14 protein-coding genes are annotated in these 18,419 nt (G+C 50.1%); 8 read left to right on the top strand and 6 right to left on the bottom strand.

Annotated features, from left to right (window positions below; all coding sequences use genetic code 11):
* Positions 1–111: 111 nt before the first annotated feature.
* A complete protein-coding gene (cls, locus tag HNR77_RS13350; RefSeq protein ID WP_184184906.1) occupies positions 112–1,560 on the bottom strand; it encodes a cardiolipin synthase in 1,449 nt (482 codons plus the stop codon).
* A gap of 326 nt (positions 1,561–1,886) precedes the next feature.
* Here cls and argC point away from each other — a divergent pair, with 326 nt between their 5' ends.
* The 8 genes from argC to argH all read left to right on the top strand — a co-directional run bounded on the left by argC (position 1,887) and on the right by argH (position 11,347).
* Positions 1,887–2,936 (top strand): N-acetyl-gamma-glutamyl-phosphate reductase, encoded by a 1,050-nt coding sequence (argC, locus tag HNR77_RS13345; protein ID WP_184184903.1) that lies wholly within the window; start codon positions 1,887–1,889, stop codon positions 2,934–2,936.
* A 4-nt stretch (positions 2,937–2,940) separates the two neighbouring features.
* Entirely contained in the window at positions 2,941–3,084 is a 144-nt protein-coding gene (locus HNR77_RS13340) for a hypothetical protein (protein WP_184184900.1), read from the top strand.
* Position 3,085: 1 nt separating this feature from the next.
* Complete coding sequence (gene argJ / locus HNR77_RS13335) at positions 3,086–4,324, top strand: bifunctional glutamate N-acetyltransferase/amino-acid acetyltransferase ArgJ (protein ID WP_184184898.1); 1,239 nt, start codon at positions 3,086–3,088, stop codon at positions 4,322–4,324.
* A 553-nt stretch (positions 4,325–4,877) separates the two neighbouring features.
* Positions 4,878–5,660 (top strand): acetylglutamate kinase, encoded by a 783-nt coding sequence (argB, locus tag HNR77_RS13330; RefSeq protein ID WP_184185154.1) that lies wholly within the window; start codon positions 4,878–4,880, stop codon positions 5,658–5,660.
* A 461-nt stretch (positions 5,661–6,121) separates the two neighbouring features.
* Positions 6,122–7,375, top strand: coding sequence for an aspartate aminotransferase family protein (locus tag HNR77_RS13325; RefSeq protein WP_184184894.1), 1,254 nt, complete (start codon positions 6,122–6,124; stop codon positions 7,373–7,375).
* A 166-nt stretch (positions 7,376–7,541) separates the two neighbouring features.
* Entirely contained in the window at positions 7,542–8,507 is a 966-nt protein-coding gene (gene argF, locus HNR77_RS13320) for an ornithine carbamoyltransferase (protein ID WP_184184891.1), read from the top strand.
* Between the two features lie 90 nt (positions 8,508–8,597).
* Complete coding sequence (locus HNR77_RS13315) at positions 8,598–9,833, top strand: argininosuccinate synthase (protein ID WP_184184888.1); 1,236 nt, start codon at positions 8,598–8,600, stop codon at positions 9,831–9,833.
* 110 nt (positions 9,834–9,943) lie between these two features.
* Positions 9,944–11,347 carry an argininosuccinate lyase gene (argH, locus tag HNR77_RS13310; protein WP_184184885.1) on the top strand — a complete coding sequence of 468 codons (1,404 nt, stop codon included), beginning with the start codon at positions 9,944–9,946 and terminating at the stop codon, positions 11,345–11,347.
* Between the two features lie 151 nt (positions 11,348–11,498).
* On the opposite strand, the gene HNR77_RS13305 is transcribed toward argH, so the two are convergent.
* From HNR77_RS13305 to HNR77_RS13285, 5 genes are all read right to left on the bottom strand, one after another.
* Positions 11,499–12,857: an allantoinase gene (locus tag HNR77_RS13305; RefSeq protein WP_184184882.1), complete on the bottom strand. Its 1,359-nt coding sequence runs from the start codon at positions 12,855–12,857 to the stop codon at positions 11,499–11,501.
* 62 nt (positions 12,858–12,919) lie between these two features.
* Positions 12,920–14,314: an NCS1 family transporter gene (locus tag HNR77_RS13300; protein WP_184184879.1), complete on the bottom strand. Its 1,395-nt coding sequence runs from the start codon at positions 14,312–14,314 to the stop codon at positions 12,920–12,922.
* Between the two features lie 323 nt (positions 14,315–14,637).
* The gene (locus HNR77_RS13295; RefSeq protein ID WP_184184876.1) at positions 14,638–15,498 is read right to left on the bottom strand and encodes a fumarylacetoacetate hydrolase family protein; all 861 of its coding nucleotides are present in this window, start codon (positions 15,496–15,498) and stop codon (positions 14,638–14,640) included.
* Entirely contained in the window at positions 15,495–16,823 is a 1,329-nt protein-coding gene (locus tag HNR77_RS13290; protein ID WP_184184873.1) for an amidase family protein, read from the bottom strand. Before HNR77_RS13290 ends, HNR77_RS13295 begins: the two co-directional genes overlap by 4 nt.
* Entirely contained in the window at positions 16,820–18,163 is a 1,344-nt protein-coding gene (locus HNR77_RS13285; RefSeq protein ID WP_184184870.1) for a uracil/xanthine transporter, read from the bottom strand. The genes HNR77_RS13290 and HNR77_RS13285 overlap by 4 nt, the downstream gene beginning before the upstream one ends.
* Positions 18,164–18,419 lie beyond the last annotated feature (256 nt).

Here is an 18,419-nt window from a genome sequence, read left to right as displayed (position 1 = left end):
GGAAAAGGTACACCAAAAAAGCAGATTCTCTCTTCACCCGAATGACGGGCAGGAGAATCTGCTTTTTGTTTTCTTTCCATACGTTGGGAATCAGGTCCCTCATCGACGCGTTTACAGAATCGGAGACAACAGACGTGAGATAGCCTCTTTGAAACGAATGAGCAAACTGCGCTTCCGATATTCCTCAGACGTGAGTTCACGCGATACTTGCAGATCATGCTCGAACGTCTGTACAAGCGCGGTAGCGATCGTTTCATCATATACGAAGGCATTCACCTCAAAGTTTAACCGGAAGCTTCGATAGTCGATATTGGCAGTTCCGACGGAAGCGACCAGACTGTCGATGATCAGTATTTTGGCGTGAATAAAACCATTATCATAGATGAACGCTTTGGCCCCTACTTTTAACAGCTCTCCGATATAAGACAACGTGGCCCAATATACAAAGGCGTGATCCGGTTTATTCGGTATCATAATGCGCACATCAATGCCTGACAGGCATGCAAGACGAAGCGCTTCATAGACACTGGCATCCGGGATAAAATACGGGGTTTGAATAATAATCGAATGCTTGGCATTATTGATCATTTTCAGATAACTGTTTTTGATATGCTCCGTTTCGGCGTCAGGTCCGCTGGAAACAATCTGCATCGCGGTTTTGCCTGAGCCCTCAATATGAGGAAAATGAGCAGGGATGTAAGGTGTGTCATGCTGCTTGGAGGCTTCGTTCCAGTCCAGCAGGAAACGGGTTTGCAGCGCATGCACTGCATTGCCTCGTATCCGCAGATGGGTATCGCGCCAGTAGCCGAATTTCGAATTCAGACCGAGATACTCATCACCAACGTTGAACCCGCCTGTATAACCAAGATTACCATCAATAATGACGATTTTACGGTGGTTGCGGTAGTTCATCCGCAGGTTGATCAGACTGAATTTGGATGGGAAAAAGACTTCCACCAGTCCACCGGCTTCCCGCAGCTCTTTGAAAAAGCGACTCGTGACCCGCCGTGAACCCAGCGCGTCATAGAGCAGACGTACCTTCACGCCTTCGCGTGCTTTGCGGATCAGGGCATCCCGAATGCGTTTGCCAAGGCTATCCCCGCGGTAGATGTAATACTGCACATGCACATGGTCCTGTGCAGCCTCGATATCATCCAGAAGGCGCTGGAATTTGACATGACCGTCGGTTAGAATCTCCACCTCATTATCTTCGGTGAGCAATGCGCCATTTTGCTTGAGGTTCATATAGATCATGTCCTGGCTGTTCTCGGTTGCCTTGTTGTGAAAGGGAGTCCGATTATCCTGCAGCTGCTCCAGTTGGCCCGCTATGCGTTCCTCCAGACCGAGCTTTTTACGTTCTTTCCACTGAAAGAGCCGATATCTCGTCAGATTCTGCCCTGTCAAAAGATAAAGAATAAACCCGAAGACCGGAATAAAGTTCAATACAAGCAGCCATGCCCAGGATGAACTGGCATCCTTACGCTCGAAGAATACAACGGCCGCCGCAAAAATAATATTCAGGCCCAGGAGTATAACAAGTAAGATAGATTCAATATGCACTTTAGTCCTCCGTGTCTCATAATGACTTATCAGGGTCTGTTCAATACCATATAACCTCGCATAACAAGATGTACTTTGGAACAAGACTCTGTATGTAATGTTTCCTGCTATTATGTATTTTAACAGAAGAAACCCTGTTCGTCCCTACAGCAAAAAAGATATCGTTCGGATTTGTTGGAAATCCGTGTTAAATTGATGATAGAGTGTTGTATTTATATAACTAGAGTCGTATAATAATACACAAATATGCATAGAAGCGACGGAATTGCTGTGTGAGGCATGAACATGGCACAAGTAGCGCATACAACAGGATTGGGGGAGCGAGAGTGAATAACAAATTAAGAGTGGCAATCGTCGGTTCCACCGGCTACGGCGGGGTGGAACTGATTCGTTTTTTTCAGAATCACCCGCAGGTTGAAATTACATCGGTAATCTCTTCATCCAGCAGTGGGGAGTCCATCGCAGATGGATTTCCACATTTAACGGACGTGATTCGCAGGCCGCTGGACGGCGTTGATCCGGCGGAGATTGCAACCCGTGCAGATCTCGTGTTCACTGCGACCCCGTCCGGCGTAAGCGCAAAGCTCGTACCAAGCTTGCTGGAAGCCGGGCTGAAGGTTATCGACCTGTCCGGTGATTTTCGTTTGAAGGATGGATCGGTCTACGAGCATTGGTACAAACACCCTGCACCATCGGCTGATCTGCTGGAACGGGCAGTATACGGTATGGCTGAGGTGTATGGGGATGAAGTGAAAGGTAAGGATTTTATATCCAACCCGGGCTGTTATCCGACAGCGACACTGCTGGGTCTGATTCCCGCGGTGGAGGCAGGCTGGATTGATCCATCAACGATCATCATTGACGCGAAATCAGGCGTATCTGGTGCAGGACGCGGAACGAGCCTGACCAACCATTATGCCGAGATGAATGAGAATTTCAAAGCATACAAACTGAATAAACATCAGCATATCCCTGAGATCGAGCAGGTTCTTGGTAACATCACCGGAAGCCCGGTAACCGTGACATTCACAACACATCTGGTGCCCATGACACGCGGTATTATGAGTACGATGTATGCGAAGCTAACGGGAGAACACAGCGACCGGGAGCTTGTTGATTTATACCGTAAATATTATGAAAACAGACCTTTCGTCCGTGTGCGTGAGCCGGGCATCTGGCCTTCAACCAAAGAGGTATATGGATCGAACTATTGTGATATCGGATTTGCGGTGGACCCGCGCACAGGGCGTTTGACGATTATTTCAGTCATTGACAACCTGGTGAAGGGTGCATCCGGGCAAGCGATTCAAAATATGAACCTGATGATGGGATGGGAGGAAAACCTCGGGCTGAACATGACACCAGTGTATCCATAACAACATGCAGCGGGTAAGCACACCGCATGGGGAAGCACGAAGAAGCGGTGTCTCATCTGCCGGTCATACAGTATGGGTAGAGGTTGGGCAGTTTCAGTTGAAGCAGGCGGTTGATCAGCATGTGGCTGAACGCATACGGGGGATATGATATGGGAACAAACGTGGAGCAACAGGCTTTTACTATAGTTGAAAATGGAACCATTGTAACGCCAGCCGGGTTCACCGTGGGTGGACTGCATTGCGGATTGAAAAAAACATCACGCAACGACATCGGAGCCATTCGCTGTGATATTCCTGCGACAGCTGCGGCGGTATACACGACGAATGTGTTTCAAGCAGCACCGCTCAAAGTCACTCGCGAAAGTCTAAGCAACGGGCGATTGCAGGCGGTGATTGTTAACAGCGGCAACGCGAACGCGTGCACAGGCAAACAGGGCGAAGACGATGCATATGCGATGCGTGCAGCAGCGGCTCGTGAGCTGGGAGTAGCCGAAGAGGATGTAGCTGTGGCTTCCACAGGTGTTATCGGTGAGTTGCTGAAGATGGATGCGGTGCATTCGGGCATCAAGGCGCTGCCGGAGCAGATGGGCAAGGAAGCGAACGAGGCAGAACAATTTTCACAGGCGATCCTCACTACCGATTTGGTCAAAAAGGAAGCTTGCGTCTCCGTCGTTGTTGGCGGCAAGACGGTAACAATTGCGGGAGCGGCCAAAGGCTCGGGTATGATTCATCCGAATATGGCCACCATGCTGGCATTTATGACCTCAGACGCGGTCATCGGGGCAGAAGCACTGCAGCGCCTGCTGCGTCAGGCGACCAACCGTACGTTCAACATGATTACTGTAGATGGAGATACCAGCACCAATGATATGCTCGTAGCGATGTCCAGTGGTTATGCAGGCAATGAAGAGCTCACGATGGAGCACCCGGATTGGGATGCGTTTGCTGCCGGATTCACCTATGTGTGCCAAGTGCTGGCCAAAGCCATTGCGCGGGACGGTGAAGGGGCAACGAAGCTGGTTGAAGTGGAAGTGACGGGTGCGGTTAGCGATGAGTCTGCTCAAGCGATTGCCAAGACGGTGATCGGTTCCAGCCTGGTGAAATCCGCCATGTTTGGTGCTGACGCCAACTGGGGGCGGATTATTGCCGCTGTGGGCCGTGCAGGCCAGCCGGTGAACCCGGATACGGTCGATATCCGTCTGGGAGACATCTCGGTGCTTGCACAGTCTCGTCCGGTAGTATTTGACGAAGAAGCGGCGCTGGCATACTTGCAGACCGATACGGTGCGCATTGTGGTGGACCTGCATCACGGCGAAGGCCACGCAGTAGCGTGGGGATGCGACCTGACGTACGACTATGTACGCATTAACGCGGCATACCGCACGTAAATAAATGCTTAGTTAATTGTATGTGTGGTTTTTGCATATTTAATTCTAATAATGTGTTTTAATGTTTAATGTCATTTTAAATGTCGAGACTCTATCCACTTGGATATAAATCGTTTGATCTTATTTCGATCAGCTTGTCTCAATGCCATTCCAATTGAATGAAAATTCCTTGAATTGAATTCACATTGACTAGAATCTTTTGCAGCTTGATCTCTGGAAAGCTGCGTACCATCATAGATGTAAAAATGATCTATAAGAATTGAACTTTAAAAAATAACAATAGACGACTGTAGTGGAAGAGGCGGAATCGATTCTGTAGAAGCGGAGCGTTCGCATTTGTCTCCGGGTTTTCCCTTTGGAGAAGGGAATCCTAAAAAACCTGGAGGCAACGGCGATCGAAAGAACGATCCGAATCTGGAACGGCCCATTTCGTCTACCAAGAATTGTTTTAAGTGTTAAGTCTGATATCATCGTCCAACGAAAGGAGCCTTGCCTCTTGAATTCTACATTGCCAATTGGCAGTATTGCAGCGGAGACAGGTACGGAGAAACAGATGTTTGTGATGAAATGTGGAGGCAGTACACTGGCTGCACTGCCTGAATCCTTTTTTGCAGATCTTCGTGACTTGCAGTCTCAAGGAAATGGTCCGGTTATCGTTCACGGCGGAGGACCGGCCATCTCGGATAATCTGGCGAAGCTTGGGATCGAAACGGAATTTGTGAATGGCCTGCGCAAAACGACCGAGCCTGTGTTGGACGTTGTAGAGATGGTGCTGGCAGGCAGCATTAACAAACAAATCGTACGTTTGATTCAGAGCGTAGGGGGGCAGGCATTAGGTGTGTCGGGTGTAGACGGCGGTCTGATCCAGGCGAAGCCTGTAACAAACCACGCTGAAATCGGCTGGGTTGGCGACGTGACGAGTGTTAAAGCTGAGATTATTCAGGGCATCGTAAACATGGGTTACATGCCTGTTATTGCACCTGTAGGTGTGGATGCCAGCGGTCAGCGCTATAACATTAACGCAGATACCGCAGCAGGGGCAGTCGCTTCCCATCTCGGCGTAAGCCGCATGATCGTGGTAACAGACGTACCAGGCATTATGAAGACCATTGGCGGCGAGAAAAAGGTACTGCCATCCGTATCCGTACAGGAGATCGAGGATATGATCCAGACTGGCGAAATCTACGGCGGCATGATCCCTAAGGTGCGAGCGGCGATTGCATGCATCCATGGGGATGTGAGAGAGGTTATTATCGTGGACGGCAGCGAGCCGCAGATTCTGAGCCGAGTGCTTGGCGGAGAGACGATCGGTACCCGAATTATTCGAATGCAGTAGGACGCAACACGAGATTCAGATTTTAAAGGTTTTAGTTAATATAAAAAAATTTGTACACGACGTTTTTTATGAGAAAGTTAAATTTACACGTTAACGAAGGAGGCCTGAATAAGCGAAGTGTTCGCATTATCATGGATTTTCACTCGTTTATCATCCTTGAACGATTTGTTTACACTAAAACGGAGAGGACAGAAAAAACCTGAAAAAGCGAAGCGGTCGCCTTTATCACCGGATTTTCCCCCTAACAAAGGGGAATCAAAAAAATCTGGGGATAACAGCGATTGGAAGGTTGTTCTGTCATCGGAGTGGCTGGTGTAAACTGTATTTGGTTCAATTAGTATGATCGAAAAATCCTCGGATAAGAGCAATCAATAGGTATTCTTTCATCGAAGTGCCTCGTGTATATAAAGGTTTTCTCATAATTAATTGGCATGTACTCATCGACAAGGAGTGATTTGCTCATGGCAAAAGGCAACGAACAGGCAGGTTCTGGCACAGCCGTCGCAGGCGCAGCAGCAACAGGTGCAGCGGCACATACGGAAAGCTCACTTTTTCAAACGTATGCACGGTATCCAATCAGCTTGGTCAAGGGAAAAGGCAGCTGGTTATGGGATGATCAGGGGAATCGCTATCTCGATTTCATGTGTGGACTTGCTGTAACGAGCCTCGGCCATGCACCGGAGAAAGTCGGCGCGAAGCTGAAAGCTCAGATCGATGAGCTGTGGCACGTATCCAACCTGTTCCAGATTCCGGGTCAGGAAAAGGCAGCCGCGCTGCTGACGGCGAACACATGTGCAGATGCTGTATTTTTCTGCAATAGCGGTGCTGAAGCGAATGAAGCAGCCATCAAAGTGGCTCGTCGTTATCAGCAGAAGGTAAAGGGCGAAGATCGGTACGAAGTCATTACCTTTGCCCAATCGTTCCACGGACGGACACTGGCAACGTTAACGGCAACCGGACAGGATAAAGTAAAAGAAGGATTTTTGCCGCTGCCAGCCGGATTTGTAACTGTGCCTTTGCATGATATCCCTGCGCTCGAAGCAGCAATTGGACCGAAGACCGCAGCGATTATGCTGGAGATGGTTCAGGCCGAGGGCGGCGTGTATCCGGTAGAACCGGAATTTGTGAAACATGTGCGTAAACTGTGTGATGAGCACGGCTTGCTGATGATCGTGGATGAAGTGCAAACAGGTATGGGACGTACAGGCAAGCTGTTTGCTCACGAGCACTATGGTGTTGAGCCGGATGTGTTCACTGTAGCTAAGGGCATCGGTAGTGGATTCCCTGTTGGGGCAATGCTGGGTAAAGGTTTCCTGCGGGATGCATTTACACCGGGCAGCCATGCCACAACATTTGGCGGTACTCCGCTGGCTTCTTCCGTCGTTATTGCAACCATTGAGACGATGCTGGAGGATCGCTTGCCAGAGCGTGCGGCAGAGATGGGAGACTATCTCATGACATCGTTACGCAGCCGCCTGGCGGGTATCCCGTTCGTAAAAGACGTTCGCGGCATGGGCTTGCTGGTAGGGATTGAATGCGCAGAGCCGGTTGGTGACATTGTGCTGGCAGGACAAAAGCGCGGCATACTGTTTGTTTCTGCTGGCCCAAATGTGATCCGCTTGCTTCCTAACCTATACGTAAGTAAAGAAGAGATTGATGAAGCGGTATCCCTCGTGGGAACCTTGATTGAAGAGCACGTTGCGGCGAAAGCCTGATCTATTGAAAATCAATGACTGAACCGGGGCCATTACGGCCCCCGGCGCAGATTAAAGCGAAAGAATCCCTGTAGCCGCGTGGTGATCAGACAGCGGAAGTCGTAGCGGATGTGAGACTTCTGCCCGTGCGGGTGCAGGGAACCGGAAATGAGGAGGAATACAAGAGATGGCAGTACAGCATACAGACAAGGTACAGAAGATTGACTTGAGAGGCCGGGATTTCATCGAATTCACGGACTATACGGCAGAGGAAATTCGTTACCTGCTGGATCTTGCGATTGAGATCAAAGGCAAGCAAAAAAGCGGTGTTCCGTTTCAACCACTGAAAGGCAAAACGATCGGACTTATTTTTGAAAAATCATCTACACGTACACGTGTATCCTTTGAAGTCGGCATGTTCCAACTCGGCGGACACGCGCTGTTCCTGAGCAAAAATGACATTCAGCTGGGGCGCGGTGAAACGACACATGATACAGCAAAAGTGCTGTCCCGTTACCTTGACGGCATCATGATCCGTACGTTTGGACATCATAATGTGATTGAACTGGCTGAGCATGCTGATGTTCCAGTCATTAACGGCCTGAGTGATGCGGCGCATCCGTGCCAGGTGCTGGCGGATTTCCAGACGGTGCTTGAGCATAAAGGCAAACTGGCTGGTCTGAAGATGGCCTACGTTGGCGATGGCAACAACATGGCACACTCCTTGATGCTGGGTGCAGCGAAAATGGGCATGCACGTTGCGGTAGCCACACCGGAAGGGTATGAGCCCGACAGTTCTGTAGTTGAGCAGGCATGTGCAATCGCGCAGGAGAGCGGATCGGAAGTGCTCGTAACGTACAATGCACAGGATGCGGTGAAGGATGCCGATATCGTGTACACTGATGTATGGGCAAGCATGGGATTCGAGGAAGAACAGAAGATTCGGGAGCAGGCATTTGCGGCTTATCAGGTCGATGAGGAATTGATGAAAGGTGCGAAGCCGGACTACATGTTCCTGCATTGTCTGCCAGCACACCGCGGCGAAGAAGTGAGCGCAGGAGTTATCGACGGCCCGAACTCCTTGATCTTTGATCAAGCAGAGAACCGTCTGCATGCACAGAAGGCATTGATGGCTGCATTGATGAGCGAATAATCGCAGTTTGCGATAATGGGTTGATTTTACACGCCAATTTGGCGATGATAGATGAAATATCGTAACTGATCTTGGGGAGGACCATATCACATGGCTAAGGAAAAAATCGTACTCGCCTATTCCGGCGGACTGGACACATCTGTAATTCTGAAATGGCTGAAAGAAACCTATGATGCAGAGATCATCGCTTTTACAGCGGATATCGGTCAGAAGGATGAGCTGGATGGCTTGGAGGAAAAAGCACTGGCTACGGGCGCTTCCAAAGTATACATCGACGATCTGCGCGACGAGTTCGCGAAAGATTTCATCTACCCTATGTTCCAGGCAGGTGCCCTCTATGAAGGCCAATACCTGCTCGGCACAAGCATCGCACGTCCGCTTATTGCTAAACGTATGGTGGATATCGCTCGTGCAGAAGGTGCTACAGCCATTGCTCACGGTGCTACGGGAAAAGGGAATGACCAGGTTCGTTTTGAGCTGAACGCGGCTGCGCTCACACCGGATATTCAAGTGATTGCGCCTTGGCGTCTGGAAGAGTTCCGCAACCAGTTCCCGGGACGTGCCGAGATGATTGCTTATGCTGAAAAGCATGGCATCCCGGTTACCGCCTCTGCGGCGAAGCCTTACTCCACGGACCGCAACCTGCTGCATATCAGCTATGAGAGCGGTGTGCTGGAAGATCCTTGGTTCGATCCAAGCGCGGATGAGAACAAAGACATGTTCCTGCTGAGCAGCGCACCTGAGGATGCACCAGACCAAGCAGAATATCTGGAGCTGGAGTTCGAGCAAGGCAACTGTGTTGCCCTCAACGGCGAGCGTCTGAGCCCGCTGCAAGTGATGGAGCAGCTGAATGAACTGGGCGGCAAACACGGTATCGGCCGTGTAGACATGGTAGAGAACCGTTTTGTCGGCATGAAGAGCCGCGGCGTATACGAAACACCAGGTGGAACGATCCTGTTCACAGCACATCGCAAAATGGAGTCCATCACAATGGACCGTGAAGTGATGAACCTGCGTGACAGCCTGATCACACGTTACAGCACACTCGTATACAACGGCTTCTGGTTCGCACCGGAACGTCTGGCACTGCAAGCGCTGGTGACCGAAAGTCAGAAGAACGTAACCGGTACGGTTCGTGTGAAGCTGTACAAAGGCAACGTCATTGGCGCAGGGGTGAAAAGCCCTGTCAGCCTGTACAACCCGGACATTGCTACAATGGAGGCTGATCCATCGGAGGCGTATGATCAAGGCGATGCAACAGGCTTTATCCGCCTGAACGCACTGCGCTTGAAAGTACATTCCGGTGTGGAGCAAAACAAAAAATAATTTATAGCGTGTGTTCACGCTATCTTATAATTACTTTACTGACAAGGCGGGCCGTTCTTGCACATTCTGGCAGGGGCGGCTTTGTCCATGAGCGAAAGGGGATACTCACTGTGAGCAAGCTGTGGGGAGGACGTTTCACAAAGCAAACCAACCATCTGGTTGAGGAATACACGGCATCGATTAACTTTGACAAAGCGTTGGCAGAAGAAGATATTCAAGGCAGTTTGGCCCATGTAACGATGCTGGGAAAATGCGGTATTTTGCCTGCGGAAGATGTAGAAACCATCAAAGAAGGCCTGATCACCGTTCTGCATAAAATCCGTGCAGGTGAGGTGGAGTTTTCGGTATCCGATGAAGACATCCACATGAACATTGAGAAAAACCTGATTGAAACGATTGGTCCTGTCGGCGGAAAACTGCATACAGGCCGCAGTCGGAACGATCAGGTCGCAACGGATATGCACTTGTATCTGCGTGAGCGTGTAGTCGGCTTTGTTGGCATGCTGCATGCGCTGCAGGAAGCGCTGATCGGACAAGCCAAGGATAATCTGGATACGATTGTGCCGGGATATACTCATTTGCAACGTGCACAGCCAATTCTGTTTGCACATCACCTGATGGCTTATGTATCGATGTTCCAACGTGATGCTGAACGTTTGATGGACAGCTACAAACGCATTAATGTGCTTCCGCTGGGGGCAGGGGCGCTTGCAGGAACAACGTTCCCGATTGATCGTCATTTTGTGGCAGAGCAGCTTGGCTTTGATGGTGTATACGAGAACAGTCTGGATGCGGTAAGTGACCGTGACTTCATCGTGGAGTTTCTGGCGGCTGCTTCGCTGATTATGACTCACTTGTCCCGTCTGAGCGAAGAACTGGTGCTGTGGAGCAGTACAGAGTTTGGTTTTGTTGAGCTGGATGATGCGTTCTGCACAGGCAGCAGTATTATGCCGCAGAAGAAAAATCCGGACGTGCCTGAGCTTGTTCGTGGTAAAACCGGACGGGTATACGGCAACCTGATCGGATTGCTGACGGTGCTGAAATCTCTTCCGCTGGCATACAACAAAGATATGCAGGAAGACAAAGAAGGCATGTTTGATACCGTAGCTACATTGGAAGGAGCGCTTCAGCTGTTCGCTCCGATGATCGCTACAATGAAGGTCAACAAGGATCGCATGCGTCAAGCCGTGAACCAGGACTTCTCGAATGCAACGGATATCGCTGATTTCCTCGTAGGTGAAGGCCTGCCTTTCCGTCAAGCGCATGAGGTGATTGGTAAAACGGTGTTGTACTGTATCCAGAACGGCAAATATTTGCTTGATCTGACGATTGATGAATTCAAGCAATTCTCACCGCTGTTTGATGATCGCATCTACGATGTACTGCAGCCGGAAGCTGTAGTCAACGCGCGTAATGTATACGGTGGTACGGCTTCAGGTCAAGTGGCAGAGGCAATTGCTCGCAGTGAGAAGATGCTCGGAGCAACGGAACAGTGGATTGAAAACAGAGGTTAACAATTTAGCAATACCTGACCAGGACTCAAATAGATAAGAAACATACAAAAAGAAGCATGTTCGAGAAAAAGTATTCTCTGACATGCTTCTTTTTGTGTGTACGTGATCTAAGGTTTAGTGCATGTGATCTCAGGTTGATGTGCAAGCAATCTCAGGGCTTCTGCCAGCCGCCTTCAGGAGCTGTAGAAGTGATCACCCTGCCGTCCTGAACAACGACATGTCCGCGGACAATCGTGCCGGCCACGCTGGACGGAAAGGTATGACCGATATAAAGGCTTTGCTTATGCTTCGCGTAGTAGTTTTCTTCCGTTACAGTAAAGGGCTGATGCAGCTGTACTAGGGCAAGGTCTGCATCCATGCCAACAGCGATCCTGCCTTTGCGTTCTGCAAGACCAAAGCGTTCTGCCGGATTCGAGGCTGTCCAGGCAGCAACCTTTTCAAGTGGGACGTTGTGTGCAATTGCAAGTTCGAGAGCGGAGAGCAGTGTGAATTGTCCGCCGCTAATGCCGCCCCATGCTTGAAAAAGATTATAATCTTTCGGGTCCTTCATCTCGTAAGGACAAGGTGAATGGTCTGAAGACAGCATATCGAATCGGCCATCTAGCAGAAGGGAGATCAGCCGCTGCTGTTCATCTGCTTCCCGCAGTGGAGGTGCACATTTGGCAATCGTACCTTTTTCACGCAGGCTGTCATGGTTGAACAGCAGGTAATGCGGACACGTTTCGACTGTCACGTTCATGCCGCGTGCTTTGGCTGCTTCGATTCTGGCTACGGCTGCGGCAGAGCTGATGTGCACAAAATGCAGGGCACAGCCTGTAATTTCTGAATAATAAAGTGCGCGTTCAACCGCCTCAACTTCTGCAAGAATCGGCCGTGTCTCCAGATAATCATCGGCACTGACAAGCCCGGCGGCTTCCTTCTCCGCTTTCAGCCAGTTGGTGATCGCCGCGCTTTCTGAATGGAGAGCCAGAATTTTGCCGAGAGCCGCAATCTTTTTCATGCCTGTCAGCAGTGTCATATCGTCTACAGCTTCGAATTCTTTATTGCCGGTGGTTGACAGGAAGGCTTTGAATCCAATGACGCCGGATTCGGCTAAGGGCTGCAAGTCATCTTCGTTGCCAGGCACGAGTCCGCCCCAGAGGCCAAAATCAACGAGTGACTTTTCATTGCCGATGCGTGCTTTTTCCAGCAGTGCTTCCTCCGTGACTGTCGAGGGTATACCGTTAAGCGGCATATCGAAAAAGGTGGTACAGCCGCCAGCGGCCATCATCGCTGAACCGGTGGTGAAGCCTTCCCAATGCTCGCGTCCAGGTTCGCTGAAATGCACATGTACATCAATCATGCCTGGAAGCACATGATGCCCTGCAGCATCCCATTCCTGTGCGGCTTCGCCTTCCAGTGCAGCAGCGATCGCTGCAATTTTGCCATCCCTCACGCCGATATCTACGTTTGTGACACCTTCAGGCAGTACGACACTGCCGCCGCGTATGATCAGATCATAACGTTCCATATACCTCTCTCCTCTTCGATCGTTGATGAATTGTATGTCTTGCTGTGCTAATTCAGGTCTGTTCACTCGTAGATGGTTCCTTTTTTGAAGGATGAGCCTTTAAAAGCAAACTTGCTTAGCAGCAAATAGGCTGTGCCTGCTGATATAAATCCGATGATCCAGCCGATATCTACGAGCAGGAAGGCAGCGCCAGCTCCAATTACCATCGCTAACAGAGCGCTGGGGTTATACCCTTTGAATATACCGTTATCCATGTACAGCTCAGCGGTATCCACCTTTTGTTTTCGCAAAATGTAGTATTCAACCAGCATGATCGCTACAATCGGGCCAAGGAAGGCAGAGTAGATCAGAATGAACGTATTCAAGCCTTGAGCAGAGGAATCCTGGACAAGTACCCATGGGAAGGAACAAAGTGCAAGCAGGCCGGTGATGATAACTGCCGCTTTGTATTTCAGCTTGGTAACCAGTGAGATGACATAAGCGGGTGGCACGATGTTAGCGACCATGTTGACGGCAACTGCGCCAATGACGATGAAGGCAGATACGAATACGGTGATGTACGGGTTGTCTACAATGACAGCGAAGGCTTTGACCGGATTGGATATCCCCGTTGCTGCGGCCATCATTGCTCCGATGGTCAGAACGAAACCGTAGGCGATCACGATAGGCAAGAAGTAGAGCATACTGCGCTTTTTGTCACTGATGCCGCTTTTCAGCTCGCGGGAATAATCACCTGCACTCAGGAAAATGGCCGCATAATTGCCCAGAAATACCATGATAAAGCCGAAGAAGGGAAGTCCCCATGTGCCTTTGGCATTCACCCAGTTTTGGCTGATTGCTGCACTGTGGGAGTTAAGCAGGATGCCGAACACATAAACCAGTGCCAGCATGATTACAACGGAAGCGAGGGTTTCCACCCACTTGATGGCATGGAATCCGTACATGGACAGGATGATTTGAACAGCCTGAAGCAATACGAAACAGATCGGAATACTATCGAAGCTGCCACCACTGAACACCTTGACGATTTCGTTCAGGGCTGTTGCTCCGACCCAGCTCTGGAAGCCGTACCAGACGATTGCCGGTACACCGCGAAGGAAGGAGGAGATAATAGCTCCCTTGATGCCAAAGGACATGCGCAGCTGAACAACATAGGGAATGCCTGTCCGATAACCGAAGCGGTCATTGATCGCAAAGATCAAGGAAATGATGCCGATGGCAATCATCGCTGCTACAAATGTTTGAAACACATTCAGCGTAGCAACTCCAGCAACGATCAGGCTTGCTCCGAGTGTCATGTTACCGAGATTTACACCATCCCCGATCCACATGAACATATAAGGTACGGGGCCCACCGTTCGATCAGTCTCACGTTTGGGCTTCAGGGAGTCATCCATGCTGATTTCTTCATGCAGCTGTGCCTGCTCCAGTGCTTGTCCTGCTAAATTGGTAGACATAACTTCCCCACTCCTCTTTAATATGGGGCATGCAGGGGCTGAACGATATCGAGGTTACGAGTGATTCGGGCAGTCTGCATCCACACCATGAATGATATAAAAAAATGTAAGGTATAATAACTTATTTGTGTTATATTTCCTTACCTAAACTTCATATATCTTATTTTATCAGCTTGTTTGTACAATTCATTGACAAAAACGTAGATTATCATCTAAATTTCTGTTGAATTTGCATGAAAAAATATGACATATGATGTTATTTTAGAGGAGTGGGGGTGTTATAAGCGTAATTTATTGTAAAAGGTGCTTGTGAATGTTCGGATTTAGCCCTCGACCACATTGTTTAACTGCATGAGTCCTGCAATTTCGCAGCCTGTTGTATCGCCCGGTTGAATAGGGACTGAACCTGGAGTTCCTGTTAAAATGATATCTCCTGCATGCAGTGTCATTACATCGGAAAGGAAAGCGATCAAGTAGGCAGGAGAAAAGATCATGCTGCTAACCGTATTGCTGTGCGCAACAAGCCCGTTGTGCACCGTCTTGATCCCAAGAGCCTCCAGATTGCTGTATTCGTCCGGCGTGGAGATGGAGGAGCCAAGACTCAGGAAGGTATCAAAGCTCTTGGCGCGCTGCATGAATCGCGGGTTGCGTGCGTGAATGTCCTTGGCGGTCATATCAAGAGACGTTGTAAAACCGGCCACGACACTCATGGCCTGCTCTTCCTGAATGTTTTTGCATGTTTGTCCAATGACCAGGGCGAGCTCAGCTTCGGCCGTAACCTGACCTGCTTTGCCCGGCAATCGGATCGATTCCCCGGGACCAATCAATGTCGAATCCGGTTTAATGAAAATCACAGGCTCTTCCTCGGCTGCCCGTCCAGCGAGCTCGATCGCCTTTTCTCGATAGTTCAGGCCAACCCCAATGATTTTTCCTGGTCTGCGATACAGTGCGCGATAGGTTGTTTCATTCGGTGGAAGATAAGGCAGAGAGGAGAGTTTCTCCTGACCCTGATTGTCATACCAGTCACGAAGTTCGGTGAACTGGTTGTGCTGCAGTAAGGCGAAAAGTTCAGTGTTCCAGTCTGTGCCTGCTTGGTCATTCAGCCAGGTCATCGGGATAACGCCGCGTTCGGTCCAGAAAGCAACCTGCTCCCGGCCTTCGTGTTCAATCGTTACCAGTTTCATCTGCACACCTCTTCTGTAAAATGCTTGGCTGCCCATTGCAGGAGTCTCAGGTCTGTATGTGTACCGCCAATGAATGATAAGCCGATAGGCAGTCCATCTGTTCGAAGGACGGGCACAGTAATCTGAGGCAGGCCCGAAAGCCCGGCAATACAAGAGAGCTGCATCGTTTTGGCGCGGTAAGCTTCGGCTTCGGAACCTTTCAGGCCAAGGAGGGGCGCCGGCCCGGGTGCTGTTGGAATCGCGAGCAATCCGTTTTTCCCCAGCAGATCAACCAGTGTTTGTCTGACACGAGCGCGAAGGTTCGCTTCTTCAGTGCTTGCGGACTGTTCCAGTTGCCCGGCCCATGCGAAGCGTTCTGCGATACCTGGGCCGAATGTGGGCTGCTCCTTAGAAATCCATTCGCCATGTTCTTGCGTAATTTCGAGCCCCTGAAGAACGCGGAAGGCTGCTGACCAGTCTGCCAAGCTTTCGCTGGGTTCTGTTAGCTGTATTGTAGTCGTGTGATCCGGCTGCCAACCCGGAAGCTGCTGCAATCTCGAAAGTAGAAGGGAGCGGTCTGCTGCTTCTGGCAAGTTCCACGCTTCTGCTGCGATATAATAGTGGGTGAAGGGTGAAAAATCAAGGTCAGACGGGTGTTGTGCGTCGTTTCTGATATCGGTCTGAAGTGCTGCTGCGTCTTCAGGAGCTGCGTGGTTTTCTTTTAACAGGACACGACCTGTCTTGAGTAGAATGTTGACATCCCGGCTCATCCAGCCAACGGTATCAAAGCTGTGGGCGAGCGGGATAAGGCCTTCCGTGGTAACAGCTCCGTGTGTCGGACGAAAGCCATATAGACCACAATAGGAAGATGGGATGCGTATAGAACCGCCGGTATCGGTGCCAATGGCGAAATCAACCAGTCCGGCTGCCGCTGCAACAGCTGAACCGCTGGATGATCCGCCCGGGATTCGATCAGGAGCAGCAGGATTGATCGGGGTTCCGTAGTGGGCATTTTCCCCGTTCAGGCTGTACATCAACTCGTCCGTCTGTGTTGTGCCTTCAAGCGCAGCGCCGCTTTGCAATAAGGCCAGCAGTGCCGGAGCGGTGGATTCTGCCGGAGGATGTGTGCGCAGCCAATCCGGGTTGCCTGCCCCGCTGGTGTTACCCTTGATGTCGAAGACATCCTTCACGGCAAAAGACAGTCCGCTGAGCGGGCCGGGCTGCATGGCAGGCAGCCTTAACCCGGCATTTACATACGCTCCCCAATGGTCAGACGGGGGAGTGTGCTCTGTTTTATTTGGATGTGGCAGCAAAACCTCGGGTTGATTCTCGTCATAAACGCTCATGGTTGTTCTCCTTTCGTATTCACACCTGGACTCAGCATACTCCGGGGAGAGCTGGAGAGAACTTGATTTAACAATAGTGCAAGTAATATGCCTACTAATAGCCCGTTGCTAAGCAGGGGGCGTAACAAAGGAGGCAGTGAAACGAAAGCTTCAGATGGCAGGCCCATAACGATAATACCTGTGAATAACGGTGCAGCTGTCCGATACAGGTTTGCTGCATTCATATGAATGCGTCCGAAATACTGCAGCGAGGAGCCTAACAGCCGCAGGTATGTTACGAACAGTACGGCACTTCCGATACTGAGCGGAAGTGTGGTCAGCACATTGGTGATGGCTGGAACCAACCCGATCGCCGCGAACAGCAGACCGCCAATGACAAGCGGCATGCGATCCCGGATGCGGGTCTGCTGGAGAAATCCGATGGATGAGACGTAAGGTGCATAGGGCACCAGTCCCAGCAGACCGGAGATCAACGCAAGTACACCACTTATTGTAAAGGATCGTTTATATTGTTTACCAGACGTTTCCCGTTCATATAGCTGATCGGTGCCCTTCAGGGCCCCGAACGTATTCGAGGTGTTAATCAGACCGGTAATAATGGCAATTGTCACTACACCTGCGTTCAGTCCGTCCGAGGGGGCTCCGAGCGGAAACCAGCCTGTTCCCGCAGTACCAACGTTTGATGCCTCGCTTGTGCTGCCGAAGATAGAAAAGTGTAATACCCATCCACCCAAGATGCCGATTAACAAAGCATACTGTCCGATGGCTGGGCGCGCTTTCACAGACAGGACAACAACAAAGATGGCTACAGCTGCAGCCAGAAGAAAGACGAGCGGCTGAATCACTTTGTTTTCAGCAGATGAACCTGACGAAATGCCGAGCATGCCTTCGAGAAAAATGATATTTAACCTGCAGGCGAGCAGGAACATGAACACAGCCATCACGCCCGGCGTGAACAGCTTCGAAAATGGCTTAGCCAGATTGCATAAACCGATGAGAATTGTGATCGCGCCCGAGATCATTATTCCGACAGCCAGACTGCCTCCCAGTTGGGTTAGTGATATGCCCAGTGAGGGAGCGGCAGCGGCAAGACTCAGAATAACACCCCACCATAATCCTGACTGGCCTTCCATCACGGCTCTATTATGTCCAAATGCTGCCTGGGCAGCGCATGCCAGCCCTGTGAGCACAAATGAGCATTGGATCAGGAATTGAATGTTGTCTTGGGGCAGCGAAAATGCAGCTCCAACGGTAATGGGGATAACGACTGTATTGGTAAATAAAAAGAAAAGCCACTGCAGTCCGGCCAGTCCGGAGCGCAGCCAGTGGGTATGAACCATGTGTCACCTTCCGTTTAACGCTTCGTTGATAAGTTCCGCGTATATAATTACAGACCATTAATGTATCTCTATAAGAAGCCTGAATGTCTGCATATAGAAATTAGTATATCAAAAAATACATATATATGAAGATGTTTGCGTATTAAATGAATATTAAAGATCGATTATATCTAAATGTATAAGGACTTCTGCCCGGCTGAATGCAAAGTTAAATGTTGAAACGTCTGTATTGCGGAGTCACCAGCTTACCAGACTA

The sequence above is a fragment of the Paenibacillus sp. JGP012 genome (assembly GCF_014203995.1).
GTDB classification, from domain to species: Bacteria; Bacillota; Bacilli; order Paenibacillales; family Paenibacillaceae; genus Paenibacillus; species Paenibacillus silvae.
Note: the sequence above shows the minus strand (reverse complement) of the source record. Positions and strands in the feature narration are given on the sequence as shown.

What these genes read in the sequence shown, in the direction of transcription:
- HNR77_RS13300 (WP_184184879.1), bottom strand. Translation starts at nt 14,314, where the DNA reads ATGTCTACCAATTTAGCAGGACAAGCACTGGAGCAGGCACAGCTGCAT.
- HNR77_RS13305 (WP_184184882.1), bottom strand. Translation starts at nt 12,857, where the DNA reads ATGGAACGTTATGATCTGATCATACGCGGCGGCAGTGTCGTACTGCCT.
- argB (WP_184185154.1), top strand. Translation starts at nt 4,878, where the DNA reads ATGTTTGTGATGAAATGTGGAGGCAGTACACTGGCTGCACTGCCTGAA.
- HNR77_RS13290 (WP_184184873.1), bottom strand. Translation starts at nt 16,823, where the DNA reads ATGAGCGTTTATGACGAGAATCAACCCGAGGTTTTGCTGCCACATCCA.
- HNR77_RS13325 (WP_184184894.1), top strand. Translation starts at nt 6,122, where the DNA reads ATGGCAAAAGGCAACGAACAGGCAGGTTCTGGCACAGCCGTCGCAGGC.
- argJ (WP_184184898.1), top strand. Translation starts at nt 3,086, where the DNA reads ATGGGAACAAACGTGGAGCAACAGGCTTTTACTATAGTTGAAAATGGA.
- HNR77_RS13285 (WP_184184870.1), bottom strand. Translation starts at nt 18,163, where the DNA reads ATGGTTCATACCCACTGGCTGCGCTCCGGACTGGCCGGACTGCAGTGG.
- argF (WP_184184891.1), top strand. Translation starts at nt 7,542, where the DNA reads ATGGCAGTACAGCATACAGACAAGGTACAGAAGATTGACTTGAGAGGC.
- HNR77_RS13295 (WP_184184876.1), bottom strand. Translation starts at nt 15,498, where the DNA reads ATGAAACTGGTAACGATTGAACACGAAGGCCGGGAGCAGGTTGCTTTC.
- HNR77_RS13315 (WP_184184888.1), top strand. Translation starts at nt 8,598, where the DNA reads ATGGCTAAGGAAAAAATCGTACTCGCCTATTCCGGCGGACTGGACACA.
- HNR77_RS13340 (WP_184184900.1), top strand. Translation starts at nt 2,941, where the DNA reads ATGCAGCGGGTAAGCACACCGCATGGGGAAGCACGAAGAAGCGGTGTC.